This is a genomic window from Streptomyces sp. NPDC048606 (assembly GCF_040650855.1).
Lineage (GTDB): Bacteria > Actinomycetota > Actinomycetes > Streptomycetales > Streptomycetaceae > Streptomyces.
Map to the genome: position 1 here is coordinate 33863 of NZ_JBEZIB010000025.1, position 23995 is coordinate 57857.

Consider the following 23995-nt stretch of genomic DNA (forward strand, 5'->3'; position numbering starts at 1 on the left):
GTGGCCCCCGTTCCCTACCCGTCCGCTCCCTGGCCGTCCGCTCCGTCCCGGTACGCCTCCAGCAGGCGCAGCCAGACCTCGCTGATCGTCGGGAATGCCGGAACCGCGTGCCACAACCGTCCGATCGGGACCTCCCCGGCCACCGCCACCGTCGCCGCGTGCAGCAGCTCGGCCGCGCCCGCCCCGACGAAGGTGACGCCCAGGAGCACCTCCCGGTCGAGGTCGACGACCATCCGGGCACGTCCCCGGTAGCCGTCCGCGTACAGCCCCGCGCCCGACACCTTCCCCAGGTCGTGATCGACGGCGCGCACCCGCCGGCCCGCGCGCTCGGCCTGCTCCAGGGTGAGGCCGACGGCGGCCGCCTCGGGGTCGGTGAACACGGCCTGGGGCAGGGCCTCGGTGTCGGCGGTCGCCGCGTGGGCGCCCCAGCGCGCGGTGTCCGGCGGGGCGTGACCGGCCGCGCGGGCCGCGATGGCCGCGCCCGCGATCCGGGCCTGGTACTTGCCCTGGTGGGTGAGGAGCGCCCGGTGGTTGACGTCCCCGACGGCGTACAGCCAGTCGTGCCCGACCGCCCGGCAGCTCTCGTCGACGTCGATCCAGCCGCCGGGGGTCAACCCGACGGTCTCCAACCCGATGTCGTCGGTCGCGGGCGTACGGCCCGTGGCGATCAGCAGCTCGTCGCCCTCCAGGGTCTCGCCGCCCTCCAGCACCACCGTGACGGGGCCGGTCTCGCCGTCGCGCACGACCGCCTGGACGTCGACCCCGGTACGGATCTGCGCCCCGGCCTCGCGCAGGGCCTCGGCGACGAGCTCGCCGGCGAAGGGTTCCATGCGGGGCAACAGCCCGGAACCCCGTACGAGGATGGTCACGCGCGAGCCGAGGGCCTGCCAGGCCGTGGCCATCTCGACGGCCACCACCGAACCGCCGACGACCAGCAGGCGGTCGGGGACCCGCCGCGCGGAGGTGGCCTCCCGGCTGGTCCACGGCCGCGCGTCCGCCAGCCCGGGCACGTCGGGGACCAGGGCGCGGGTGCCGGTGGCGACGACGACGGCGTGCCGGGCGGTCAGGACGTGGTGCTCCCCCTCGGGGCTGGTGACGGCGACCTTGCGCATCCCGTAGAGCCGCCCGTGGCCCCGGTAGAGGTCGGCGCCGATCGAGTCGAGCCAGTCGACCTGCCCGTCGTCCTTCCAGTCGCCCGTCCAGTAGTCGCGGTGCGCGAACACCGCCTCCGCGTCGAGCGGGCCACCGACGGCGCCCGCCAGTCCGGGCACCCGACGGGCCTCGGCCCGGGCCAGGGCCGGGCGCAGCAGCGCCTTGCTGGGGACGCAGGCCCAGTACGAGCACTCCCCGCCGACGAGTTCGCTCTCCACCAGCGCCGTGCTGAGCCCGGCGGCGCGGGTCCGGTCGGCTGCGTTCTCGCCGGCCGGGCCCCCACCGAGCACCACGACGTCGTACTCCACCGCTTCGGTCATGCGGTCCAGTGTCACCGCACGGCCGGGGCGGCGTCCGGCAATGTCAGGCCTCCGGCGCGCCGGAGCTCTCCCCCGCCTCCCCGGTCTGAGCGGAGCCGTCGCCCTCCTGCGGTCGGGACGCGGCGATCTTCGCGCGGACCTCGTCCATGTCCAGCGCGCGGGCCTGCCCGATGAGGTCGGTCAGCGCCGCCTCGGGGAGGGCCCCGGGCTGCGCGAAGACGGCCACCTGGTCCCGGACGATCATCAGGGTCGGGATCGAGGTGATCTGGAAGGCGGCGGCCAGCTCCTGCTGGGCCTCGGTGTCGACCTTGGCGAAGAGGAGGTCGGGATTGGCCTCCGCCGCCTTCTCGTAGACCGGGGCGAACTGGAGGCAGGGCCGGCACCAGCCCGCCCAGAAGTCGATCAGCACGAACGGGTTCTCGCTGACCGTCCGGTCGAAGTTCTCCTTGGTGAGCTCGACTGTAGCCACGGTGTCCTGACCTCCTGATTGCGGCGTGTGGTGGGTGAACGATCGAGCCGGCCGTCGAATTCCGTCGCGTTCCGTGGCGTTCCGTGGCGTTCCGCCGGGTGGTGCTCGGGCCGTGCGGTGGCGGGGTCAGAAGGGGTGGCCGGGCGCGGTGGCGCGCAGGGTGGTCCAGCGCAGTTCGGTGAAGGCGTCCAGGTTCGCCTCCCCGCCGAAGCGGGCGCCCGTGCCGGAGACGCCGACGCCGCCGAACGGGGCCACCGCCTCGTCGTTCACGGTCTGGTCGTTGACGTGCGCGATGCCGGTGGGGATGCGGTCGGCCACCTCCAGGCCGTGCGCCGCGTCACGGGTGACGATGCCCAGCGAGAGACCGTAGGGGCCGGCCGAGGCCAGGGCGACGGCCTCGTCCTCCGTCGCGAAGGAGCGTACGGGGGCCACCGGGCCGAAGACCTCCTCGGCGTAGGCGGGGGTGTCGTCCGCCACGGCCGCGAGGACGGTCGGCCGGTAGAAGAGGTCCTGGTGGGTGCCGCCGGCGACGAGTTTGGCGCCCTCGTCGACGCTGGCCTCGACGAGGCCGTGCACGCGGCGCAGCTGGCCCCGGTCGAGCAGCGGGCCCAGGTGCACGCGCTCGCGGTGCGGATCGCCGACGACGAGGGCCTCGGCGCGGGCGGCGAGGCGTTCGACGTACTCGTCGTACAGGGAGGCGTGGACGAGGTGGCGGCCGGCGGTCATGCAGATCTGGCCCTGGTGGAAGAAGGAGCCCCAGGAGGCCTGGGCGACGGCCGCCTCGACGTCGGCGTCGGCGAGGACGACGAGGGCGGAATTGCCGCCGAGCTCCAGGTGGGCGCGCTTGAGGTGGCGGCCGGCCAGTTCGCCCACCTCGCGGCCGACGGCCGTGGATCCGGTGAACGACACGACGCGGACGCGGGGGTCGGTGACCAGGGTCGCGCCGACCTCGGATCCGCCGGGCAACACGTGTAACAGGCCGGCCGGGAGTCCGGCGGCCGCGAACACGGCGGCGAGCGCGAGACCGCCACAGACGGCCGTGCGGTGGTCCGGCTTGAGGAGGACGGCGTTGCCGAGGGCGAGGGCGGGCGCCACGGAACGGATCGAGAGGATCAGCGGCGCGTTGAAGGGCGCGACGACCCCGACCAGCCCGGCCGGGACCCGGCGGGTGAAGGAGAGCCGGGGCGCCTCGCTGGGCAACACGTGTCCGCTGGGCCGCGAGGCCAGGGCGGCGGCCTCGTGGCACTCCTGGGCGGCGACGTGCAGTTCGAAGTCCGCCTTGCCGGGTATGGAGCCCGACTCGCGCACGAGCCACTCCCGCAGCTCGTCCGCGTGCTCCGCGAACAGGTCTCCGGCGCGGCGCAGCACGGCCGCCCGCTCCGAATGGGTGGTGCCGGCCCACTCGCGCTGCGCGGCCCGGGCCCGCACCGCGGCCTCGGCGACGTCGGCGGGCGAGGCGAGGTCGAGGGTGGCGAGGGTACGGCCGGTCGCGGGTTCGACGGCCGGTGCCGTACCTCCGGTGAGGGTGGGTCCGTCCTGCCAGAGCGTCGGGTCGAGGAGCGGCATGGCGCGGGGCCTCCGGGAGATGGGCGGAGCGGGGGGCGGCAGCACGCGCCATCGTGCCAGACCCTGCGGCACCACTTCTGTTCAGTTATAAGGCAGTTGGGGCGCCGCGGTGACCGGAAACGATCGACACCGGCGGCCGGCCGAGCCCGCGGCGGACGGCGCGGCGGGGTCGCCGAGCGGCGAGGAGGCCGGGGTCGCCGGCCGGCGAGGAAGACAGGACCACGGACCCGGCGGGAACGACGAAATCGCGGACCCGGCGGTGGGCCGACCGCCGCAGGGCTCCGGAGGGCAGGCCCACGGGCGCAGGCCTGCCGCCGGGCATCCCGGCACCCCAGTCGGTCCGGGTCGGTCCGGGTCAGCGTTCCAGTACGAGCGCGATGCCCTGCCCGACGCCGATGCACAGCGCCGCCATACCGGTGCCGGAACCCGCCGCCGCCAGCTGGTGGGCCACCGAACCGGCGAGCCGGGCCCCCGAGGCACCGAGCGGGTGGCCGATGGCGATGGCCCCGCCGCGCGGGTTGACCACGGCCGGGTCCAGCTCGGGCCAGGCCGCGAGACAGCCCAACGCCTGGGCGGCGAAAGCCTCGTTGAGTTCGAACGTCGTCAGCTCGGGCAGGCTCCGGCCCGCCTTGGACAGGGCCCGCTGGACGGCGTCGACGGGCCCGAGACCGAACAGTTGCGGCTCGATACCGGTGACGGCGGAGGCGCTGATGCGGGCCAACGGCTCGCGGCCGGTCGCGGCAAGACCGGCCTCGTCGGTCAGGAGCAGGGCGGCGGCCCCGTCGTTCAACGGGGAGGCGTTGGCCGCCGTGACCGTGCCCGAACCGTCGGTCCGGAAAGCCGGCTTGAGCCGCGCCAGGGCCTCCGGCGTGGATCCCTCGCGGATGCACTCGTCGCGCACGAGGTCCACACCCGGGTACGGCACGACCTCGTCGCTGTACAGCCCCTCGGCCCAGGCCGCGGCGGCGTTGCGGTGGCTCGTCAGGGCGAACGCGTCCTGCGCCTCGCGGCTGATGCCGTACTTGTCGGCGATCAACTCGGCGCCCTCGCCCAGGGACACGGTCCACTCGGCGGGCATCCGCGGATTGGTCATCCGCCAGCCGAGGGTGGTCGACCACATCTGCTGGTGGCCGGCGGGGAAGGCCCGCTCGGGCTTCTGGACCACCCAGGGGGCGCGGCTCATCGATTCGACACCGCCCGCGATGGCCACGGAGGCGTCACCGAGGGCGATGGCACGTGCCGCCTGGATCACCGCTTCGAGACCGGAACCGCAGAGCCGGTTGACCGTGACACCCGGTACGGACACCGGCAGCCCGGCCAGCAGCACGGCCATACGCGCCACGTCGCGGTTGTCCTCGCCGGCGCCGTTGGCGTCGCCGAAGACGACGTCGTCGATCCGCGACGGGTCGAGGTCGGGCGTACGGTCCACCAGGGCGCGCACCACGTGGGCGGCGAGGTCGTCCGGCCGGACGCCCGCGTAGGCCCCGCCGAACTTCCCGATCGGGGTGCGGACGGCGTCGACGACGTAGACGTCACGCACCGTGCGGTCGGTGCGGTCGGTGCGGATGCTCATGGCGGCTCTCCTGGGCGGATCCGTACGGGCGGCGCCGCGCCGGTGCCGAGTGGGCACGGCGACGCGCGGCCGGGGCGGCGCGCCCGGTGGGGCGCGCGCCCGCAGTCTCCGCCGCGGCGTCACCCCCTGTCAACGGCCCTCCGGGCGTCGTGGCGGCGGGGTGGACCGAAGCCGCGGGGGACGCGGGGTGGCCGGGGCGGGTTGCCGGGGGCAACACGTGTAAGCACTTCGGCCCCGTTCTCGCGCCGCCGCAGCGCGGGAATCCGGGAGCAACACGTATCAGCGCCCCCCGGTCTCCCTCCATCGACAGCCGGGGGCGGAAGGCGACACGAGCAAGCAAGTCCGCCTGGTCGCGCCCGACCGGCAGCCTGCGTGGGAGGCAACACGAGTAGGCACCACGGCCCGGTTGGGGTCGCACGGCGGTAGTCGTGGGTGCGGAGTTACGAGTAAGCACCATGGCCCGGCTTGCGCTCGACTCGACCGGCAGCCATCCGAAGGGCGGGAGGCAACACGTGTGATCATCTCGGACCCCGCACCCGGGACCCCGAACCCGGGACCCGAGGCCGGGGCCGGAGGCCGAGAGGCAACACGAGTGATCACCCCGGCGTCAGCCGCGCTCCACCGGGACACGCGGGCCCGGAGCCCCACCCGAGGGCCCGTGGGCACCGGGGCGATACGGGCTCGTTGTACGGGCACCCGTGCCGCCTTCGCAGGGCGACACGCGTAACCGGGGCGTGGCGGGTGGGGCGGGAGCGGTCTTCGCCGCCCCCGCCCGACCGTGTGGTGTCAGGTGGACTCGCGGTGGATCGCCACCGCCGCCATCAAGTCGTGCCGTTCCGTGTGTTCGGAGGGTTCCCGCACGACGCGGTCGACCAGGGAGGCCAGGTGGTCCCCCGTGGGCAGTTCGATCTGCACCGTGCTCAGGCGCGGCCGCAGCAGCCGCCCGATGAGCAGGTCGTCGGCGCCCATGACGGCCACGTCCTGGGGAACCCGCAGGCCCGCGTCCTGGAGGGCCCGCATCAGCAGCATCGCGTACTCGTCGTTGTACGCGAACACCGCGTCGAGGCCGAGCGAGCCCCAGCGGGCGGCCAGCGCCGCCGCCGATTCCTCGGTGTAGGCCATGGGCAGGGCCTCGACGTGGGCCCCTTCCACGGATCGGGCCCCTTCGAGTCGGGGCCCGGAGAACAGTTCCAGTCCGGGTTCGTCCGGTACGACGACCCCGACGCGGCGTCGGCCGCGTGCGACGAGGTGCGCCGCCGCCCGGGCGCCCACCTCGCGCTGGTCCATCACGAGCGCGTGCGCGCCCGGTACCCCGCCGGGCCCGAGCGTGATCACCGCGCGGGCGCCGGCGCGCTTGAGGGTGGCGACGTTGCGCGGGCCGAGCGTGATCTCCCCGAGGGAGATCACCGCGACGGGGCGCAGTTCCGCCCAGGCGCGGGCGGCCTCGTCGCCGCTCAGGCCGAGGCTTCCGTACTGGACGACGGTGTAGTCCAGGCGGCGCAGGGCCCATTGGAGTTCGTTGAGGAAGGTGCTGTAGAGGGGGCCGGCCGGCACGTGCGACGTCGGCATCAGCACGATCCGGGTGTGTCCGGCGCGGAGGCTGCGGGCCGCGGCGTGCGGGACGTAGCCCAGTTCCTCGGCGGCGGCGCGGACCTTGCGCCGCGTCGGCTCGCTGATGCGCACGGCTTCGGCGTTGTTGAGGACGTAGGAGACGGTTGCACGTGAAACCCCCGCCAGGCGTGCCACGTCGGCACTGGTCGGCACCGGGGCGGACACGGCCACCGGGACGGACGGCGAGGGCTGCGGCGGAGGGGTCGGTGAGGGGTTCGGTGCGGGGTCGGATGACGGCTCCGCCCCGTGCGGGGCCGTCGGGTGCGAAGGGTGCGGTGCCTTCGACGAGTGCGGCGGTTTCGATGAGTGAGACATTGCCGTGGCATCTTTCCAGACCGGCGACGGCCGGGATCTAGCGGATGGCCTGAATCGGATGCTACACAGTGGTTACACGATTCATTGACACGTGTAACCTCACCGCCTCCCTCCCGCACCACGGGTGTGTCCGCCACGTGTCGCGCCGTGCCGCCGCCCTGTCGCACTCCATCCGACCCCGCCACCGCGCCGGGGCGGCGCGCACCACCCTCATCCCCTCGAATTCGCTGCCCAGGAGGGCACCGTGGCCCTTTCCTCCCCCGGCACCGGCACCGCCGCCGCCACCCCCGACCCGTCCGCCGCCCCCGTACCCTCGCGCGGTCTGCTCCCGCTGCTCCTCCTCGGCAACAGCGCGATGTACACCCTGTACGTCGGTGTCGCCGGAATCCTCCTCGCGCTCCAGGTCGAACACATCGACCCCGCGAACAAGGTGGCCAACTTCGGCCTGATCGCGGGGGTCTCCGCGATCTTCGCGACCGTCTTCAACCCCGTCGCCGGCGCCCTGTCCGACCGCAGCGGACGGCGCAACCCCTGGATCCTCGGCGGTGGGCTCGCGGCCGTCCCCGCGATGGTCCTGCTCGGCTTCGCCGACACGATCCTGCTGGTCACCATCGCCTGGTGCCTCGGCCAGGCGGTCATGAACGTCTACCAGGCCGCCCTGACCTCCGTCGTCCCCGACCGGGTGCCGATGACCGCGCGCGGCAAGGCCTCGGCCGCGGTCGGCCTGGGGCTGCCCGTCGGCTCCACCGTCGGCGCGCTCATCGGCGCCGCCTTCTCGGAGGACTACCGCACCGGCTACCTCGTCTTCGGGGCGATCGTCGCGGGGACGGCCGTCCTGTTCACCGCCGGCGCCCGGGAACGGCGCCTTCCCGCCCGCCCGTCGCTGCCGCTCAGGGCGCAGGCGGCCGCGTTCGCGAGCGCGCTGCGCCACCACGACTTCCGTTGGGCCTTCATCGGACGGGCGTTGCTCGTGCTCGGGTACTTCGCGGTGAGCGGGTACCAGCTGTACGTGCTCCAGGACCACACCGTCCTGCCCGAGGGGATGGAGCCGGAGGAGGCGGTGGCGGTCCTGATGCCGCTGACCAGCGTGGCCATGGTCGTCTCCACCGTGTTGGGCGGCTACCTGTCCGACCGGTTCGACCGGCGCAAGCTGTTCGTCGGCGCCTCCGCGCTGTTGTCGGCGGTCGCCCTCGTGATCCCGGCCCTGTCGGCGAGCTGGACCGCGATGCTGGCCTTCGCGGCGGTCAACGGGCTCGCGTTCGGCTGTTACATGGCGGTCGACACCGCACTCGTGACGATGGTCCTGCCCAGGGCGCAGGACGCGGCCCGCGACATGGGCGTGCTCAACATCGCGAACGCCGGACCGCAGATCGTCGCCCCCTTCATCGCCTCGGTGATCGTGTCGCTGAGCGGGGGCTACACCGCGCTGTTCGTGGTGGCCGCTGTACTGGCCGTGGCCGGCGCCCTCGCGGTGCGGCCGATCCGCGGGGTGCGCTGACCGGATCCGGCCAACACGTGACACCCGCCGCCGTTCCTCGCCTTGACTTCGGATGAACTCACCCGCGTAACTCGTGTAACCAATCGTCCGTAGGACCCACCCCCGCACCCGCGGCCCGGATCCGGGCATCCCGACAGCCCCGCACCCCGGCATCCGGGCCGCGCACAGAAAGGCACCACCGTGCAGCTGCACACCGAGAGTTGGGGCGAGGGCGACCGCCTCGCCGTCCTGATCCACGGCATCATGTCCGACCACCGCACCTGGCGCCGCGTCGGCCCCGCCCTCGCCGACCTCGGCTACCGCGTCCTCGCGGTCGACCTGCGCGGCCACGGCGCCAGCGGGCGCGGCGCGTACACCCCGGCCCACTACGCCGACGACCTCGTCGAGACCCTGCCGGCCGGCGCCGACCTCGCCATCGGCCATTCACTCGGCGGCCTGACCCTGGCCCTGGCCGTGGAGCGGCTGCGCCCCGCGCGGGCCGTGTTCTCGGACCCGGCCTGGAACCTGAGCCTCCCCGGCCTGGACTTCGACCCGTCGTTGTTCTCCCAATTCAAGCGGGCGGGCCGGGAGCAGGTGCGTCTGCTGAACCCCCGCTGGGAGGAGGCGGACGTGGACATCGAGCTGGCGACGCTCGCGCTCTGGGACGAGGCCACGGCGCCGGCCCTGGCCCCGCTCGTCGATCAGGACCTCCTCCCGGCCGCGCCGGTGGTGCCCTCCCTCGTGCAACTGGCCGACCCCAGCTTCCTCATCTCGCCGGAGCGGGCGGCGCTGCTGCGGGAGCGCGGTTTCGAGGTCCGCTCGGTCGCCGGGGCCGGACACACCATCCACCGCGACGACTTCGACGGCTTCATGGCCGCCCTGGAGGGCTGGATCTGACCCCCGGCACGCCTCCCCCGGGGCTCTTCCCCAATGCCCCCGACGCCCTCCCCCGCTCATCGCACCCCGCAGGATCTAGTCACCCGCGACCCCTCCCCCGTACCGTCGTGCTACCGATGGGTAAGGGGGAGTTCCGGTGTCTGTTTCCTCGTACACGGCAAGGGAGTCGGGGCCCGCGGGCGCGCGGGAGCTGCCTCCCACCCTGCTGGAATTGGTGGCCGCACTCGCCGAAGGCGCGGTGTCCGCGCGCCGGTTGACCGAACGCTCGCTGGAGCGGATCGCCGCCTCGCAGTCCTCGCTCAACGCCTTCCGGATCGTCCGGGCCGAGGCCGCGCTCGCCGAGGCGGATGCGGCGGACCGGAGGTTGGCGGCCGGGGAGCGGCTGCCCCTGCTCGGCGTGCCGCTCGCCGTCAAGGACGACATGGACGTGGCGGGGGAGCCGACCGCCTTCGGCTGCGCCGGGGTCTTCCCGCCCGTGCGGGCCGACGGCGAGGCGGTACGTCGCCTGCGCGCGGCCGGGGCGGTGATCATCGGCAAGACGCAGACGCCGGAGTTGGGCCAGTGGCCCTTCACCGAGGGCCACGGCTTCGGCGCGACCCGCAACCCGTGGAACCAGGCCTACACGCCCGGAGGTTCCTCCGGCGGTTCGGCCGCCGCTGTCGCCGCCGGGTTGGTGCCGGCGGCCCTCGGTTCGGACGGGGCGGGTTCTGTGCGCATCCCCGCGGCCTGGACGCACCTGGTGGGGGTCAAGCCCCAGCGCGGACGCGTCTCCACCTGGCCGGAGCCCGAGTCCTTCCACGGTCTGACGGTCAACGGCGTCCTCGCCCGGACGGTCGCCGACGCGGCGCTGCTGCTGGACGCCGCCGCCGGTCCGGCCCCCGGCGACCTGCACCGGCCCGCCCGCGTCCGTGCCACCGACGCGGTGAACCGTCCGCCCGGCCGGCTGCGGATCGCGCTGTCGTACGGGATGGCCTTCACCGCCACCCCCAAAACCCTCGACCCCGTGGTGCGCGCGGCGGTGGAGCGGCTCGCGGGGCGGCTGGAGGAGCTGGGTCACGAGGTGGTGCCGGAGGATCCGCGCTACGGAGCCATCGGCCTGACCTTCGTACCGCGCGCGACCTCCGGCGTCCGACGGCTGGCCGAACTGGTGCCGGATCCGGCGCTGTTGGACCCGCGCACCCGTGAGGCCATGCGTACGGGGCGGCTGCTGGGCGGGGCCGCGCTGCGGGTCTCCCGGCGGGCGGAGGGTGCGCTGCGCCGCCGGGTCGGTGAGATCTTCGGCCGGTTCGACGTGGTGCTGACCCCGACGACGGCCACTCCGCCGTTGCGTGTCGGCGCCCTCGCCGGGTTGGGGGCGCTGGCCACGGATCGGGCGATGATCGCCGCGTGTCCGTACGCCTGGACGTGGAACGTGCTGGGCTGGCCGGGTGTCAACGTACCGGCGGGCTTCACCGCCGACGGTCTGCCGCTCGGCGCCCAACTCCTGGGCCCCGAGGCCTCGGAGCCCCGACTGCTGTCCCTGGCGGCACAGTTGGAGGCGGCCGAGAACTGGTCCGCGCACATGCCGCCCCCGTACGCCTCCCCCGAACCCCCCGCCGCCTCCCCCGACTCGACGCGCTGACGCCCTGACGCCCTGACGCCCTGACGCGCCGGACGTCCTGCCGCGCACGGCACACCCCGAACCACTACCCTCGCCCGAATGACGGCACTTTCGCACCACCGCAACGACCACGTCGAGCAGCCCGGCCGGGACGGGTCCACCGCCACCACCGAGGCCGATCCGCGCGCCATCGGCGCGGTGCGCACCGAGTACGCGCCCGACAAGGACGGGGATCCGGATCCCGGCGAGATCGTCTGGACCTGGGTCCCCTATGAGGAGAACGACGGCCGGGGCAAGGACCGGCCGGTCCTGGTGGTGGCGCGGGAGGCGGGCGGACACACGCTCCTGGCCGTCCAGTTGTCCAGCAAGCGCCACGACGCCGACCGCGAGTGGGTGGCGATCGGATCGGGGCCCTGGGACGGCGCGGGGCGGGAGTCCTGGGTGGACCTGGACCGGGTGTTGCGGGTGCACGAGGCGGGAATGCGCCGCGAGGCGTGCGCGCTCGACCGCGGGCGCTTCGACCTGGTCGTGGAACGGCTCCGGGAGCGCTACGGCTGGCGGTGAACCGCGCATCGCCCGCGTCCGGTACGGCGTCCCGCGCGCCCTACGCTGGCTCCGGTACGCGTACGAGGACAGCGGTAGCGGGAGCGGCAGTGCGAATAGAACGACACCGGGTGGACGGGGCCGCCGTGGCGGCGGCCCGCGAGGACTTCGCGAACCGGATCGGTTCGGAGGTCCACTCGATGGCCCGGGGCGGGCGGATCGACGCCTGGGACTGGTTGCGGATCACCCGGGAGCTCCTCGACGGGCTGGGCGCCCTCTCGGTCGAGATCCCCGATCTGGACGCGCCGGAGGCCAAGGCGATCCTGTTCGACGCCGCCGAGTCGGCGGCCGCCGCCGTGTCGTACGCCGCCTACCACCCCACCTCCTTCTTCCACGTCTTCCTCCCCTACGTCGACTTCGGCCGCGATTACGAGCCCGAGGCCGACGGGACCCCCGATTCGATCTCTGTGGCCGACTGGATCGACGCGTTCTGCCTGGTGCTCCTCGCGGACCGGGCCGAACGGCACGGCGAGGCCTTCCGCTTCGCCCGGACCCACCCGACGCGCGGCGACGTGGCCGGCGCCGGGGCATCGGAGGGCGAACTGGTCAACGGCCTGAAGGCGTACGTCGCCGGGGACCTCGGGGACGACGCGCGGGATTACCCGCCGTCCCGCGAGGCGAAGCTCGCCGCCCTCGACGCCGCCCTCGACCGGGTACGGGACACCGCGCCCGGCGCCGGAGCGGGCGACGGCCACCGCGTACACCTCGGCGCCCTGCGGGCGTTGCGCGCCCTCGCCGCGCGGGACCGGTCGGACTTCGACGCCGAGTTGAGCGCCCTGCTCCTGGCACGGGCCGGCCTGGACGACGTGGACGCCCGGCCGCACACGCTGCTGCCCCTGCTCCCGTTGGCGTTGGCCGCGCTCGCGTACCGGCGCGAGGGGTGGGAGCCGGCGGTGGAATCGGGCTACCTGCCGCGGGCCCTGGTGACCGGCTTCGAGGCTCCGGCGCCCCGGGTCGGGCCGTACGGGCGCGAGCGGCGTCCGGACGCGGTCGCGGCGCTGGCCGCCGGCGCCGTGTGCGTGGAGCGGCCCGAGATGCCGGAGGCCGTGGCCGGCGCGGAGTACTGGGTGCGGGAGCTGTACGAGCGGATCGGCGCGGCGGACGGAGACGCCGGGGAGCGGCCGCGGTCCACCGGCCTGGCGCCGTCGCCCGGCGCGTGGGACGAGCGGGTCACGAGGGCTCTGATCACCGGCAACCGCGCGGACCTCGCCCCGCTGGTCCTCGGGGGTCCCGCGGCCCGGGAGGAGGACCGTTCGGCGTACGCCTCGTACCGTGCGGCGCTGCACGCGTACCTGCGGGGTGACGATCCGGAGCCGGCCACGGACCGGGCGGTGGGCGACCTCGTCAGGATCGCGGAGTGGGGCTTCGCCCCGCCGCCGGCGGTCCTCCTGTCGCAGCTGGTCGAGGGGGACGAGGAGAGCTTCAACCTGGCGCTGGCCGACGCGCTGGAGGAGCACCGCGCGTACCACTCGGTAGGCGCCCGCCCGGACACCGCCGACGCGGCCGTCAACCTGGAGATCCTGGCCCTGGTGTGCCACGCCCGACGGCGCGGTTGGCGGATCCTGGTCGATTCCCCCTACCTGCCCGCGCTCCTCCTCGAAGCGGCGAAGCCCTTCTGATCCGCAGGGCTCCCCGGCCGCACGCGGATGCCTGGACGCCCCCGATCCCCGGGCGCCCCGGCCTCCCTACGCCCTCGGCCCGCTCGACGTCGGCGGCGCCGAGGGCCGGGGGCAGGTCAGGTCAGGTCGCGGGCGCGAAGGCGCGGGCGAAGGCCTCGCGGGGGCCGGGGTCGCGGTCCAGTACGGCGAAGACCACGTATTCGAACACGCCGTCGAAGCGGCCGGTCAGGTGCCCCCGGAAGGCCTCCGCCACCTGCGCGGGGTCGTTGCGGAACACCCCGCACCCCCACGCCCCCAGCACCAGTCCCCGGTGGCCGTGCAGCGCGGCGACCTCCAGGACCCGTCCGGCCCTGCGGGCCAGTGCGGCCGGGATCTCGTGCGCGCGCTCCGGCTCCTGGCGGCGGATCGTGCCCGCGTTCGGTGCCGGGGAGGTGAGGAACGCGACCCGGAAGGGCGCCTCCAGCAGTTCGCCCCGGTCGTCGCGGAAGACGGGCACCCCCGGGGAGTGAATCACCCGGTCGGTGTAGAAGGTGCTCGCGGTCGCGCGGTGCTCCTCGTAGTAGGCGCGGGCCTCCAGCAGGGTCTCGTGGAGCGCCGACGCGCGGCACAGCGCCTCCTCCTGCGCCTTGGCCCCGCGGACGTAGCCGCCCCCGGGATTGCGCGCCGAGGCGAAGTTCAGGACGGCGACGGAGGACGGCCCGGCGGGGTCCTCGGCGAGGCGACGCGCGGCGACGGTGCTGCTCTCCCCGGTGACCTCGTAGACCGTCGGACCGTGCCCGCCGAGAGGTTGTTCGTCTGGAATGACCTGGTTTGGCCCATATATTCTGGTGTTGGCCTTGGCTTCCGCCAGGTCGGCGGCGAGCGGGATCCGCCGTCCCGACCGCGTCCGGTACCCACCGGCCGCCAGGATCGTCGCGTTCTCCCGCGCGATCTCGCGCAATCTGCTGCTCACGCCGTCATCCTCGAACGCCGATGTCGCGCGGAGCAAAGGAATTAGAACGCCGAGGACGGGTAGGCACGGGTGACATCACCGCCGATCACAGGAGACGAGGACCCGGCCATGCCCGAGGACCCGCCCGCTCCCTTCATCGTTCGGAACCACGATCGCGACCCGCTGACCGAGGCGGCGGCCGAGGACCTCGTCCACGGCATCTGTTTCAAGACCGGCCCGCCCCGCCTCCTCGGCGCCGAACTCGAATGGCTGGTGGTGGACGCCGAGCGGCCCTGGCTGCCGCTGCCTCCCGACCGGCTGTCCGAGGCCCACGACGCCGCCCGCGCCCTGCCCCTGAACTCCCGGTTCACCGTGGAACCCGGCGGTCAGCTGGAGCTCAGCTCCGCACCCGCCGCCTCCCTCACCGCCTGCGTGGACGGCCTCCAGACGGATCTCCGCGCCGTACGCACCGTCCTGCGGGAGCGGGGCCTGGTCCTGCGGGGCCTGGGCCGCGACCCGCGCCGGCCCCCGCGCCGCCTGCTGGACAGCCCGCGCTACGAGGCGATGGAACGCTACTTCGACCGCACCGGGCCCGCCGGTCGCGCCATGATGCGCACCTCGGCCTCCGTCCAGGTCTGCGTGGACGCCGGCCACGAGGAGCCCGGCCCGCTCGGCCACGGCCGCCGCTGGCGCATGGCGCACCTGCTGGGCGCGGTCCTGGTGGCGGCGTTCGCGAACTCCCCGGCCCGCGAGGGCCCGTACCGGGGCTGGAGGTGCGCGCGGCAGGGCATCTGGAACGACCTGGACACCCGGCGCGCGCTCGCCCCGCCGCTGGAGGCGGCGCCCCGCGCCGGCTGGGTCCGCCAGGCCCTCGACACCGAGGTGATGTGCGTACGGGCGGACGGCGACGGCCCGTGGACGGCGCCGCGCGGGCTCACCTTCCGCTCCTGGCTCCGCGCCGGCGCGGACGCCCCCACCGGCGCGGACGCCGCCACCGGCCCGGGAGGCGGCACCGGCACCGTCGGGCGGGCCCCCACCGCCGAGGATCTGGAGTACCACCTCACCACGCTGTTCCCCCCGGTCCGCCCGCGCGGCCACCTGGAGCTGCGCATGATCGACGCGCAGTCGGGCGACGACGGCTGGCTGGTCCCGGTGGCCGTCACGCACGCCCTGTTCGACGACCCCGAGGCGGCCGAGACGGCCTACCGGGTGCTGAAGGCCCTGGCCGACGCGTACGGGCCCGAGCCCGCCCCGCGCAACCCGCTGTGGCGCTCCGCGGCCCGCGTCGGCCTGGCCGACCGTGAGCTGCGCACCGCCGCCGAGGCCTGCTTCGCGGCCGCCGCCGAGGCCCTGCCCCGGCTCGGGGCGGGGACGGAGGTCCGCGACGCGGTCGGCGCCTTCGCGGAGCGCTACGTACGACGCGGCCGTTGCCCGGCCGACGACAGCGGGGAACACGACCTCTGGCGGCAGCCCGCCGGGAAGGGGCACCGTCCGTGAGCACCGAGATCCACTCCGCGTCCGAGACCGGGTCCGAGGCCGCCGCCGAGGCCGAGAACCATCCCGAGCGGCTGCGCGAGCGGGCCGCGAAGGCCCTGACCGCCGCCCGGGCCCGCACCGCCGCGCTGACCGACCCCGTGAGCGACGTGGACCTCACGGCGCAGCACTCGCCGCTGATGTCCCCGCTCGTGTGGGACCTGGCGCACATCGGGAACATGGAGGAGCTCTGGCTGCTGCGGAACGTCGCCGGCCACGAGTCCATGCACCCGGAGATCGATCCGCTGTACGACGCGTTCGAGCACCCGCGCGCCGAGCGGCCGAAGCTGCCGCTGCTGGGGCCGGACGAGGCCCGGCGGTACGCGGCCGAGGTGCGCGGGCGGGTGTTCGACCTGCTGGAGCGCACCCCGCTGGAAGGAACGTCACTGCTGGACCGGGGATACGTCTTCGGGATGATCGCCCAACACGAACAGCAGCACGACGAGACGATGTTGATCACCCATCAGCTGCGGCTCGGGGCACCGGTGTTGACCGCTCCCGATCCCGCGCCGCTCTCCGCGCAACCCCCCGCGGCGGCGGAAGTCCTGGTGGAGGCGGGCCCGTTCACCATGGGCACCTCCACCGAACCCTGGTCGCTGGACAACGAGCGGCCCGCGCACGTGCGCTACCTGCCCGCCTTCCACATCGACACGGCGCCGGTGACGAACGGCGCGTACCGCGCGTTCATGGCGGACGGCGGCTACCGCGAACCCCGCTGGTGGGCGCCCGAGGGCTGGGAGCAGATCCGCTCGCACGACATCGAGGCCCCGCTGTTCTGGCACCGGGAGGGCGGACAGTGGCTGCGCCGCCGGTTCGGGGTGGTCGAGCCGGTGCCCGACGACGAGCCGGTGCTGCACGTCAGCTGGTACGAGGCGGACGCGTACGCCCGCTGGGCGGGACGCAGGCTGCCCACCGAGGCGGAGTGGGAGAAGGCCGCCCGCCACGACCCGGTCTCGGGCCGCTCCCGCCGCTACCCGTGGGGCGACGCCGACCCGACGCCGACCCGCGCCAACCTGGGCCAGCGCCACCTGCGCCCCTCCCCCGCGGGCGGCTACCCGCGGGGGGCCTCCCCGCTCGGCGTCCGCCAGCTGATCGGGGACGTGTGGGAGTGGACGTCCTCGGACTTCCTGCCGTACCCCGGCTTCCGGGCCTTCCCGTACCGGGAGTACTCGGAGGTGTTCTTCGGGCCGGAGCACAAGGTGCTGCGCGGCGGTTCCTTCGCGGTGGACCCGGTGGCCTGCCGGGGCACCTTCCGCAACTGGGACCTGCCGGTGCGGCGGCAGATCTTCTCCGGGTTCCGCACCGCGAGGGACGCCTGATGTGCCGTCACCTCGCTTACCTGGGGCCGGAAGTGGCCCTGGGGCGGATACTGAGCGAGCCGGTTCACTCCTTGGTGCGGCAGGCCTGGGAGCCCCGCCGCCAGCGCTCCGGCACGATCAACGCGGACGGCTTCGGCGTCGGCTGGTACGCCGAGGAGGATCCGGTACCGGCCCGCTACCGCCGGGCCGGGCCCGTCTGGGGGGACCTGACCTTCACGGACCTGGCGCGGGTGGTGCGCAGCGGGGCCGTCCTGGCCGCCGTGCGCGACGCCACCCTGGCCGGGGCGGACGGGGAGGCGGCGGCGGCTCCGTTCGCCTCGGGGCCCTGGCTGTTCAGCCACAACGGGGCGGTGCGGGACTGGCCGGAGGCGCTGGCGCCCCTGGCCTCCGGCCTGCCCCCCGCGGACCTGCTCCGGCTCGCGGCGCGCACCGACTCGGCGCTGGTGTGGGCGCTGGTCCTGCACCGGTTGCGGCGGGGCGACGACCTGGGGACGGCGCTCGCCGAGACCGTCCGCGAGGTGGCGGTCGCCGCGCCCGGTTCCCGGCTGAACCTGTTGCTGACCGACGGCAGGAGCATCGCGGCGACCGCCTGGGGCGACTCGCTGTGGTACCTCGCGGACGGTCGCACGCCCTCCGGCGGTACGGCCACCGGTCGCACGGCCCCCGGTGGTACGGCCTCCGGCGGTACGGCCACCGGCCGGGTGGTCGTGGCCTCGGAGCCCTACGACGACGATCCCCTCTGGTGCGAAGTGCCCGAGCGGACCCTGCTCGTCGCCGACCGCACGCGCGTCGCCCTGACCCCCCTCAAGGAGATCTCCCCGTGAACGACTTCCAGTTGACCCGGACCCTCGACGAGGACGCCGCCGAGAAGGCGTTGGCCTCGGACGTGCTGAGCGGTCTGACGCGCACGCCCAAGGAGTTGCCGCCCAAGTGGTTCTACGACGCGCGGGGCAGTGAACTGTTCGAGGAGATCACCCGGTTGCCGGAGTACTACCCGACGCGCGCCGAGCGGGAGATCCTGCTGGAGCGGGCGCAGGAGATCGCGGCCGTCAGCGGGGCGCGCACCCTGGTGGAGCTGGGTTCGGGCTCCTCGGAGAAGACCCGTCACCTGATCGAGGCGATGCCCGCGCTGGAGACGTACGTGCCGGTGGACGTGAGCGAGAGCGCGCTGACGGGCGCCGCCGAGGCCCTGCTCGCGGCGCACCCGGGGTTGCGGGTGCACGCCCTGGTGGCGGACTTCACGAAGCCGCTGCACCTGCCGGCCACGCGCGAGCCCCGGCTCGTGGTGTTCCTGGGCGGCACGATCGGCAACCTGCTGCCGCCGGAGCGCGCCGCGTTCCTGGCGTCCGTACGGGCGATGCTGTCGCCCGGGGACGCGTTGCTGCTGGGGACGGACCTGGTGAAGGACGAGGCCGTGCTGGTGGCGGCGTACGACGACGCGCAGGGGGTCACGGCGGAGTTCAACAAGAACGTACTGGCCGTGATCGACCGGGAGTTGGGCGCGGACTTCCACACCGCCGACTTCGCCCACGTGGCGGTGTGGAACCGGGAGCGGGAGTGGATCGAGATGCGTCTGCGGGCGCGGTCGGCGGTCACCGTGAAGGTCCGGGCGCTGGACCTGGTGGTGCCGTTCGAGGCGGGTGAGGAGATCCTGACGGAGGTCTCGGCGAAGTTCCGTCAGGACGGGGTCCGCGAGGAACTGTCCTCGGCCGGACTGGAGTTGACCCACTGGTGGACGGATTCCGCCGGGCGCTTCGCGCTGTCCCTGTCGGTGGCGGACGGCGTCGCGCGCTGATCCCCCTCCCCCGCCGGGGCCGAAGGGGCGCGGTGTCGCCGCTGTACGGGTACGCCCGGCAGCAGCGGCGCCCGCTCCGGCCGCCCGACCACGGCGGCCCGCGCGGCGGCCGCCAGTTCCCGCCGGTCGGGGTGCCGGCCGGGCGGGATGCGCGGGAGCAGCCGCAGCTCGGCCCGCAGGCCGTGCGATCGGGCGATCCGCCACAGGGATGCGGTCAGCGGATCGTCCCCGACGAAGGCGGGAGCCCCGGCGAGGTTCCCGTCCGCCAGCAGGTAGGAGATCCGTACGGGCTGTACGGGGACCCGCGCGTCCAGGGCCGACTGGAAGGCGGCGCGCCGGAAGGGGCCCTGGGCGCGGCCGCACCAGGTGGAGCCCTCGGGGAAGACGGTGACCCGGTCGCCGGCCAGCAGGGCGCGGGTCAGGGTGTGGACGGTGTCGGGCAGGGCGCGGATCCGGTCGCGTTCGATGAACAGGGTGCCGGCCCGGGCGGCGAGCCGGCCGAGCACGGGCCAGGTTCCGATCTCGCTCTTGGCGAGCATCCGGGAGGGCAGGGCGGCGGCGACGAGCGGGACGTCCAGCCAGGAGATGTGGTTGGCGACGACGAGGCGGCCCCCGTCCGGGCCCGGCGCCCCGCGCATGGTGATCCGTACCCCCAGGGACCGGACGAGCGCGGCCGCCCAGGTCCTGATCAGGGCGTGCCGGGGGCGTACGGGCAGCAGGCGCACGGGCGCGACGACCGCGACGGCGAGCAGGACCAGGGCGAGGGCCCCGGCGAGGCGGAGCACGGCGCGTGCGACGCTCGCGAACCGCCCGGTGTGGGCGGCGCAGGCACCCGGGGTGCAGGGTGCGGTGGGCAGCCAGGCGCTCATGCGTCCGGGACCAGTGCGAGGAAGTGGTTCAGGTAGCGCGGGTTGGTCCGGCGCAGGGACAGCAGCACGTACAGGTCGGCACAGCCGAACGCGGGGTCGTGGGCGGGCTCCCCGCACACCCAGGCGCCCAGGCGCAGGTAGCCGCGCAGCAGGGGCGGCAGCTCCATGCGGCCGGGGACGACGATGCCCTCGGGGCTCCAGGGGCGGTGCGGGGTGACGCGGTACTCGCGCGGGGCGAGGTTGCGGGCCAGGACGGTCTCGCGGGTGGCGGCGGACAGCACCCCGCCGTCGGCCAGCGGGATCGAGCAGCATCCGGCGAGCCAGTTGTGGCCCGAGCGGTCCATGTAGCGGGCGAGGCCGGCCCAGATGAGGGCGATGACGGCGCCGTTGCGGTGGTCGGGGTGGACGCAGGAGCGGCCGACCTCGACCAGGTCGGGGCGGATCGGGGCCAGCGCGGAGAGGTCGAACTCGCCCTCGGAGTAGAGGCGGCCGACGACGGCGGCGCGCTCCGGGGGCAGCAGCCGGTAGGTGCCGACGACCTGGCCGGTCTCCTCTTCGAGGACCAGGAGGTGGTCGCAGTGGGCGTCGAAGGGGTCGATGTCCAGGCCCGGCTCGGGCCCCTCCAGGCGGGCTCCGAGTTCCCCGGCGAAGACCTGGTGGCGCAGGCGCTGGGCGGCGCGGACCTCGTCCTCGTCGCGGGCGAGGCGGACGGTGTAGTGCGGCGCCGGGGCGGGGGTCGGGTCGCCGGCCGGGCCGGGGGTCGGGCGCGGAGTGGCGACCGGGGCGGGGGCGGATGCGGCGGCCGGGGCGGTGCCGACCGCCGGCGCGGGAGGCGTGAGGGGTGCGACGGGCGCGAGGGGGGACGGGGACAGGGGGGCGAGGGTCATGGCTGCTCCTGATCCGGGCACGGGGAGCCGGGCCGCGGGCGGCGGGCCTGGCTCCTTCGTTTCTTCCGTGACCGGCTGGATTCGGCATGACCGCTCGGCGGCCCTCGGATGTGAGGAGGCTGAACTCAGCGGTCCGAGCTGAGCACCTTGCTCACCGTGTCCGACGCCGTCTTGGCCGCCTGGCGGGGGTCCTGCCCGCTCAGCACGGCGGTCATGAACGGCTTGATGGGGTTCTTCGCCTCGACCTCGGCCCAGCGGGCTGACTTAGGGGTGGCGCGGCCCTGGGCGGCGCCGACGGTCATCGCGGTGGCGCCCTCGTTGCCCTGGACGACGTGGGCGAGGGTGGTCTTGTTGGGCACGTAGCTCATGGTCCGGGCGAGTTCGGTCTGCCACTTCTCGCTGACCAGCGCCGTGATGAGCTCCACGGCCCGGCCGCGCTGCCGCGTCTTCTCCGGGATGATCAGGTCGGAGCCGCCGGTGAAGACGGAACCGGCCTTGTCGGCGCTCTTGCCGGGGATGGGGAAGAAGCCGATCTTGCCCTTGAGCGCGGGGTTGGCGGCCTCGATCTGGGCGGCCTGGCTGGGCGGGGCGATGATCTGGGCGGTCTGGCCGCGGGCGAAGACCCCGGACTGCGGGGGCGTCTCCTCGTCGGCGTCCTTGGGGCCGTCGCCGAGGCCCTGGAGCTGCTTGTAGAAGTCCATGCCGGCCAGCGCCTTCTCGTCGTCGAGGGCGCCGACCCACTGGCCGCCGCTCTCCACGGCGAGTTCGCCGCCCTCGTCCCAGATGAAGCCCGCGAGGACGTACCAGTTCTGGCCGGGGAGGTAGATGCCCTGCTGGTCGCCCTTGTCCAGCTTCTGGGTGGCGGCGAGCCACTCCTGGCGCGTCTTGGGCTCGGACTTGATGCCGGCGTTCGCGAAGAGCTCCTTGTTGTAGATCACCACCCGGTTGGCGGCGTACCACGGGACGCCGTACTGGGCGCCGTTGACGCTGCCGGGCTCGGACAGGCCCCTGAGCCAGTCCTTGCTGCCCCAGGAGCGCAGGCCCTCAAGGGTGAGTTCGGAGAGGCCTCCGGTCTCGACGTACTGGGCGACCTGCGTGTTGCCGACCTCGATGACGTCGGCGCCCTCCTTCGCGGTGCCGGCGAGGACGGCGTTGACCTTGTCGCCGATGCCCGTCCACTCCTGGATCTTGACGTCCAGGTCGATCCCGGGGTGCTGCTTCTCGAAATCGGCGGTGAACCGGGTGATGAAGTCGTCGGAGGCGCTGCCCTTCATCAGCCAGAGGGTGACCTTCTCGGACCCGCCGCCCGATTCGGCCGACTGGCCGCAGCCTGACAGGGCGGTCACGGCCACGAGGGCCGTACACACGGCGAGGAAGCGCATCTTCACGAGGGTCACCTTCTGGGGATTGATCTCAGATGGCTTGAAATTGGCATAGACCAATGGGTGGGTCAAGACCCTTTCGCCCGGGACTCTTCGGACAAAGTTCGCGGAGCCGGCCTTACTGGGGCACCGTGGAACAAGGCAACAGCGACGACTGGCGGGAGACCCCATGTCCAACCACACGTACCGGGTGACCGAGATCGTCGGCACCTCGAACGAGGGTATTGATCAAGCCATCCGGAACGGGCTCGCGCGGGCGGGACAGACCCTGCGCAACCTGGACTGGTTCGAGGTCACCCAGATGCGCGGGCACATCGAGAACGGGCAGGTCGCGCACTATCAGGTGGGGCTGAAGGTGGGCTTCCGCCTCGACGGCGAGGAGTGATCGGGGCGGGCGGCGCCGGCCGTCGGGCCGCCCGGCCGCGGTCAGGTGCGCCCCTCGCCCTCCTGCGCGTCCTTGAGGGCCGGGGCGTCCGCCGCCCAGTCGGCCAGGAGCACCCGGAACCCGGCCGCGCGCGCCTCCCGGCAGACCAGTTCGTCGTCGTCGACGAGGACGCGCACCTCACGGCCCCGGGCGATCCGACGGAGCACCTCCAGCTTCGTCAGCCGGGCCGGTCGCCGGTCCCGGTCGCCGCGCATCCACACCCGCCCCTCGGGCAGCCCGTGCCGGGCCAGCCACTCCTCCGTGTCCGCCCGGCACCTCTCGGGGCGGCCCGTCAGGTAGACCACCTCGCAGTCCGCCGCGCTCCGCGCCGCCAGCGCGACGCCGCGCGCGAGCGGCGGGTCGGCGGGGGCGGCGCCGAAGAACCCCGCCCAGTCGCGGGGCCGGCCCTCCAGGAAGTGCTGCCGGTGGGCCGTGTCGGCCAGGGTGTTGTCGATGTCGAAGACGGCCAACGGCCTACGGGGAGCGCTCTCTGTCATGGGGGAAGCCTAGGCAGGCCCCCGACCGCGCCGCCCCGCCGGGCGGCCCCGCCGGGCGGCCCCGCCGGGCGCGGTGGACTCCGGCTCGCGGGGCGCTCGGCCCGCACGTCAGGGGGCGCGGCTCCGGGGAATCCTGACCGGCGCCACGCGTTGAGACCTGTGTGATCCGTAGAATCTCGATACTCGACCGGTCCCGTACCCGTGAGGGCCACCCCGCCCCGCAGGCCCTGCGCGACACCGTGGAGCTGGCCCGCGCGGCGGAGGAGCTGGGCTACCACCGCTTCTGGGTGTCCGAGCACCACAGCGTCCCCGGGGTGGCGGGCTCCGCGCCCACCGTGCTGGCCGCGGCCGTCGCCGCGGCCACCCGGCGGATCCGCGTCGGCACCGGCGGGGTGATGCTGCCCAACCACCAGCCGCTGGTGGTCGCCGAGCAGTTCGGCGTCCTGGAGGCCCTCTTCCCCGGCCGGATCGACATGGGGCTGGGCCGTTCGGTCGGCTTCACCAACGGCATCCGGCGGGCCCTCGGGCGGGAACTGGAGGAGGCCGACCGCTTCGAGGAGCAGCTGATCGAGCTGCTGGGCTGGATCGACGGCACCCAGTCGGCGCACCCCGAGGTGCACGCCCGGCCCGCCGAAGGACTGCCCATCCCGCCGTTCGTCCTGGCCACCGGCGAGGGGGCGAAGGTCGCGGCCCGGGCCGGACTGCCGATGGTGGTCGGCGACCTGCGGGCCCGGACCAAGGTCGGGGAGGTCATCGAGACGTACCGCAAGGAGTTCCGGCCCTCCGCGCTGAGCCCCGAGCCGTACGTGGTGATCTCCGGGACGGTCGCGGTCGCCGCCACCGAGGAGGACGCGCGCCGGATCCTGGTCCCGGAGGCCTGGTCGTCGGCGTACTCCCGCACCCGGGGCAGCTTCCCTCCGCTCCGCCCGGCCGAGGAGGTGGACCCGTCGGCCATGAAGCCCAAGGAGCGGGAACTGTACGAGGACGCCCTCACCGGCCACATCGTCGGCACCGAGGAGCGGGTCGCGGCGGAGCTGGACCGGGTCTTCGAGGCGACGGGGGCCGACGAGCTGCTGGTCACCACCTCCACGTACGACCGGACGGCCCTGCTGGACTGCTTCCGCAGGCTGGCGCGGATCGCGTGACGGCCGCGCGG

21 protein-coding genes are annotated in these 23995 nt (G+C 74.4%); 11 read left to right on the top strand and 10 right to left on the bottom strand.

Features of this window, described 5'->3' with window-relative positions; translation table 11 throughout:
- Positions 1-14: 14 nt before the first annotated feature.
- The 5 genes from AB0D01_RS25350 to AB0D01_RS25370 form a co-directional block, all read right to left on the bottom strand.
- Entirely contained in the window at positions 15-1472 is a 1458-nt protein-coding gene (locus AB0D01_RS25350) for an NAD(P)/FAD-dependent oxidoreductase (protein WP_363058999.1), read from the bottom strand.
- A 43-nt stretch (positions 1473-1515) separates the two neighbouring features.
- Positions 1516-1941, bottom strand: coding sequence for a thioredoxin family protein (locus tag AB0D01_RS25355; RefSeq protein WP_363059001.1), 426 nt, complete (start codon positions 1939-1941; stop codon positions 1516-1518).
- Between the two features lie 126 nt (positions 1942-2067).
- Positions 2068-3507 (bottom strand): aldehyde dehydrogenase family protein, encoded by a 1440-nt coding sequence (locus AB0D01_RS25360; protein WP_363059003.1) that lies wholly within the window; start codon positions 3505-3507, stop codon positions 2068-2070.
- 355 nt (positions 3508-3862) lie between these two features.
- A complete protein-coding gene (locus AB0D01_RS25365) occupies positions 3863-5080 on the bottom strand; it encodes a thiolase family protein (RefSeq protein ID WP_363059005.1) in 1218 nt (405 codons plus the stop codon).
- Positions 5081-5866: 786 nt separating this feature from the next.
- Positions 5867-6844 (bottom strand): LacI family DNA-binding transcriptional regulator, encoded by a 978-nt coding sequence (locus tag AB0D01_RS25370; protein ID WP_363059007.1) that lies wholly within the window; start codon positions 6842-6844, stop codon positions 5867-5869.
- 406 nt (positions 6845-7250) lie between these two features.
- On the opposite strand from AB0D01_RS25370, the gene AB0D01_RS25375 reads away from it, so the two are divergent.
- The 5 genes from AB0D01_RS25375 to AB0D01_RS25395 all read left to right on the top strand — a co-directional run bounded on the left by AB0D01_RS25375 (position 7251) and on the right by AB0D01_RS25395 (position 13202).
- Positions 7251-8504, top strand: coding sequence for an MFS transporter (locus AB0D01_RS25375; protein WP_363059009.1), 1254 nt, complete (start codon positions 7251-7253; stop codon positions 8502-8504).
- A 180-nt stretch (positions 8505-8684) separates the two neighbouring features.
- On the top strand, positions 8685-9380 hold the full coding sequence (locus AB0D01_RS25380; RefSeq protein ID WP_363059011.1) for an alpha/beta hydrolase: 696 nt from the start codon (positions 8685-8687) through the stop codon (positions 9378-9380).
- 190 nt (positions 9381-9570) lie between these two features.
- Positions 9571-11001 (top strand): amidase, encoded by a 1431-nt coding sequence (locus tag AB0D01_RS25385; protein ID WP_363059141.1) that lies wholly within the window; start codon positions 9571-9573, stop codon positions 10999-11001.
- A gap of 78 nt (positions 11002-11079) precedes the next feature.
- Positions 11080-11544 carry a type II toxin-antitoxin system PemK/MazF family toxin gene (locus AB0D01_RS25390; protein WP_363059013.1) on the top strand — a complete coding sequence of 155 codons (465 nt, stop codon included), beginning with the start codon at positions 11080-11082 and terminating at the stop codon, positions 11542-11544.
- A gap of 89 nt (positions 11545-11633) precedes the next feature.
- A complete protein-coding gene (locus AB0D01_RS25395; protein ID WP_363059015.1) occupies positions 11634-13202 on the top strand; it encodes an immunity 49 family protein in 1569 nt (522 codons plus the stop codon).
- Positions 13203-13323: 121 nt separating this feature from the next.
- Here AB0D01_RS25395 and AB0D01_RS25400 read toward each other — a convergent pair whose 3' ends face one another.
- Positions 13324-14154: a TIGR02452 family protein gene (locus AB0D01_RS25400; protein WP_363059017.1), complete on the bottom strand. Its 831-nt coding sequence runs from the start codon at positions 14152-14154 to the stop codon at positions 13324-13326.
- Between the two features lie 108 nt (positions 14155-14262).
- On the opposite strand from AB0D01_RS25400, the gene egtA reads away from it, so the two are divergent.
- From egtA to egtD, 4 genes are read left to right on the top strand one after another with little or no spacing between them, the layout of a single operon-like run.
- Positions 14263-15630, top strand: a complete 1368-nt coding sequence (gene egtA / locus AB0D01_RS25405) for an ergothioneine biosynthesis glutamate--cysteine ligase EgtA (RefSeq protein ID WP_363059019.1) — start codon at positions 14263-14265, stop codon at positions 15628-15630.
- 8 nt (positions 15631-15638) lie between these two features.
- Positions 15639-16985 (top strand): ergothioneine biosynthesis protein EgtB, encoded by a 1347-nt coding sequence (egtB, locus tag AB0D01_RS25410; RefSeq protein WP_363059143.1) that lies wholly within the window; start codon positions 15639-15641, stop codon positions 16983-16985.
- Positions 16985-17809 carry an ergothioneine biosynthesis protein EgtC gene (gene egtC, locus AB0D01_RS25415; RefSeq protein WP_363059021.1) on the top strand — a complete coding sequence of 275 codons (825 nt, stop codon included), beginning with the start codon at positions 16985-16987 and terminating at the stop codon, positions 17807-17809. Before egtB ends, egtC begins: the two co-directional genes overlap by 1 nt.
- Positions 17806-18780: an L-histidine N(alpha)-methyltransferase gene (gene egtD / locus AB0D01_RS25420; protein WP_363059023.1), complete on the top strand. Its 975-nt coding sequence runs from the start codon at positions 17806-17808 to the stop codon at positions 18778-18780. The genes egtC and egtD overlap by 4 nt, the downstream gene beginning before the upstream one ends.
- Here the strand turns inward: egtD and AB0D01_RS25425 are convergent.
- The 3 genes from AB0D01_RS25425 to AB0D01_RS25435 all read right to left on the bottom strand — a co-directional run bounded on the left by AB0D01_RS25425 (position 18663) and on the right by AB0D01_RS25435 (position 21918).
- Entirely contained in the window at positions 18663-19649 is a 987-nt protein-coding gene (locus AB0D01_RS25425; RefSeq protein WP_363059025.1) for a lysophospholipid acyltransferase family protein, read from the bottom strand. The two genes, egtD and AB0D01_RS25425, sit on opposite strands and share 118 nt — an antisense overlap.
- Positions 19646-20536: a GNAT family N-acyltransferase gene (locus AB0D01_RS25430; RefSeq protein ID WP_363059027.1), complete on the bottom strand. Its 891-nt coding sequence runs from the start codon at positions 20534-20536 to the stop codon at positions 19646-19648. The genes AB0D01_RS25425 and AB0D01_RS25430 overlap by 4 nt, the downstream gene beginning before the upstream one ends.
- A 125-nt stretch (positions 20537-20661) precedes the next feature.
- Positions 20662-21918: an extracellular solute-binding protein gene (locus tag AB0D01_RS25435; protein WP_363059145.1), complete on the bottom strand. Its 1257-nt coding sequence runs from the start codon at positions 21916-21918 to the stop codon at positions 20662-20664.
- A 169-nt stretch (positions 21919-22087) separates the two neighbouring features.
- On the opposite strand from AB0D01_RS25435, the gene AB0D01_RS25440 reads away from it, so the two are divergent.
- Complete coding sequence (locus tag AB0D01_RS25440; protein WP_363059029.1) at positions 22088-22303, top strand: dodecin; 216 nt, start codon at positions 22088-22090, stop codon at positions 22301-22303.
- Positions 22304-22344: 41 nt separating this feature from the next.
- On the opposite strand, the gene AB0D01_RS25445 is transcribed toward AB0D01_RS25440, so the two are convergent.
- A complete protein-coding gene (locus tag AB0D01_RS25445) occupies positions 22345-22839 on the bottom strand; it encodes a hypothetical protein (protein WP_363059031.1) in 495 nt (164 codons plus the stop codon).
- A gap of 161 nt (positions 22840-23000) precedes the next feature.
- Between AB0D01_RS25445 and AB0D01_RS25450 the strand changes: the two genes are divergently transcribed.
- Complete coding sequence (locus tag AB0D01_RS25450; protein WP_363059033.1) at positions 23001-23984, top strand: LLM class flavin-dependent oxidoreductase; 984 nt, start codon at positions 23001-23003, stop codon at positions 23982-23984.
- Positions 23985-23995 lie beyond the last annotated feature (11 nt).

Coding starts and splice junctions, on each gene's coding strand:
- AB0D01_RS25350 (WP_363058999.1), bottom strand. CDS start 1,472: ATGACCGAAGCGGTGGAGTACGACGTCGTGGTGCTCGGTGGGGGCCCG.
- AB0D01_RS25360 (WP_363059003.1), bottom strand. CDS start 3,507: ATGCCGCTCCTCGACCCGACGCTCTGGCAGGACGGACCCACCCTCACC.
- AB0D01_RS25365 (WP_363059005.1), bottom strand. CDS start 5,080: ATGAGCATCCGCACCGACCGCACCGACCGCACGGTGCGTGACGTCTAC.
- AB0D01_RS25390 (WP_363059013.1), top strand. CDS start 11,080: ATGACGGCACTTTCGCACCACCGCAACGACCACGTCGAGCAGCCCGGC.
- egtA (WP_363059019.1), top strand. CDS start 14,263: ATGCCCGAGGACCCGCCCGCTCCCTTCATCGTTCGGAACCACGATCGC.
- egtC (WP_363059021.1), top strand. CDS start 16,985: ATGTGCCGTCACCTCGCTTACCTGGGGCCGGAAGTGGCCCTGGGGCGG.
- AB0D01_RS25425 (WP_363059025.1), bottom strand. CDS start 19,649: ATGAGCGCCTGGCTGCCCACCGCACCCTGCACCCCGGGTGCCTGCGCC.
- AB0D01_RS25430 (WP_363059027.1), bottom strand. CDS start 20,536: ATGACCCTCGCCCCCCTGTCCCCGTCCCCCCTCGCGCCCGTCGCACCC.
- AB0D01_RS25435 (WP_363059145.1), bottom strand. CDS start 21,918: ATGCGCTTCCTCGCCGTGTGTACGGCCCTCGTGGCCGTGACCGCCCTG.
- AB0D01_RS25440 (WP_363059029.1), top strand. CDS start 22,088: ATGTCCAACCACACGTACCGGGTGACCGAGATCGTCGGCACCTCGAAC.
- AB0D01_RS25445 (WP_363059031.1), bottom strand. CDS start 22,839: ATGACAGAGAGCGCTCCCCGTAGGCCGTTGGCCGTCTTCGACATCGAC.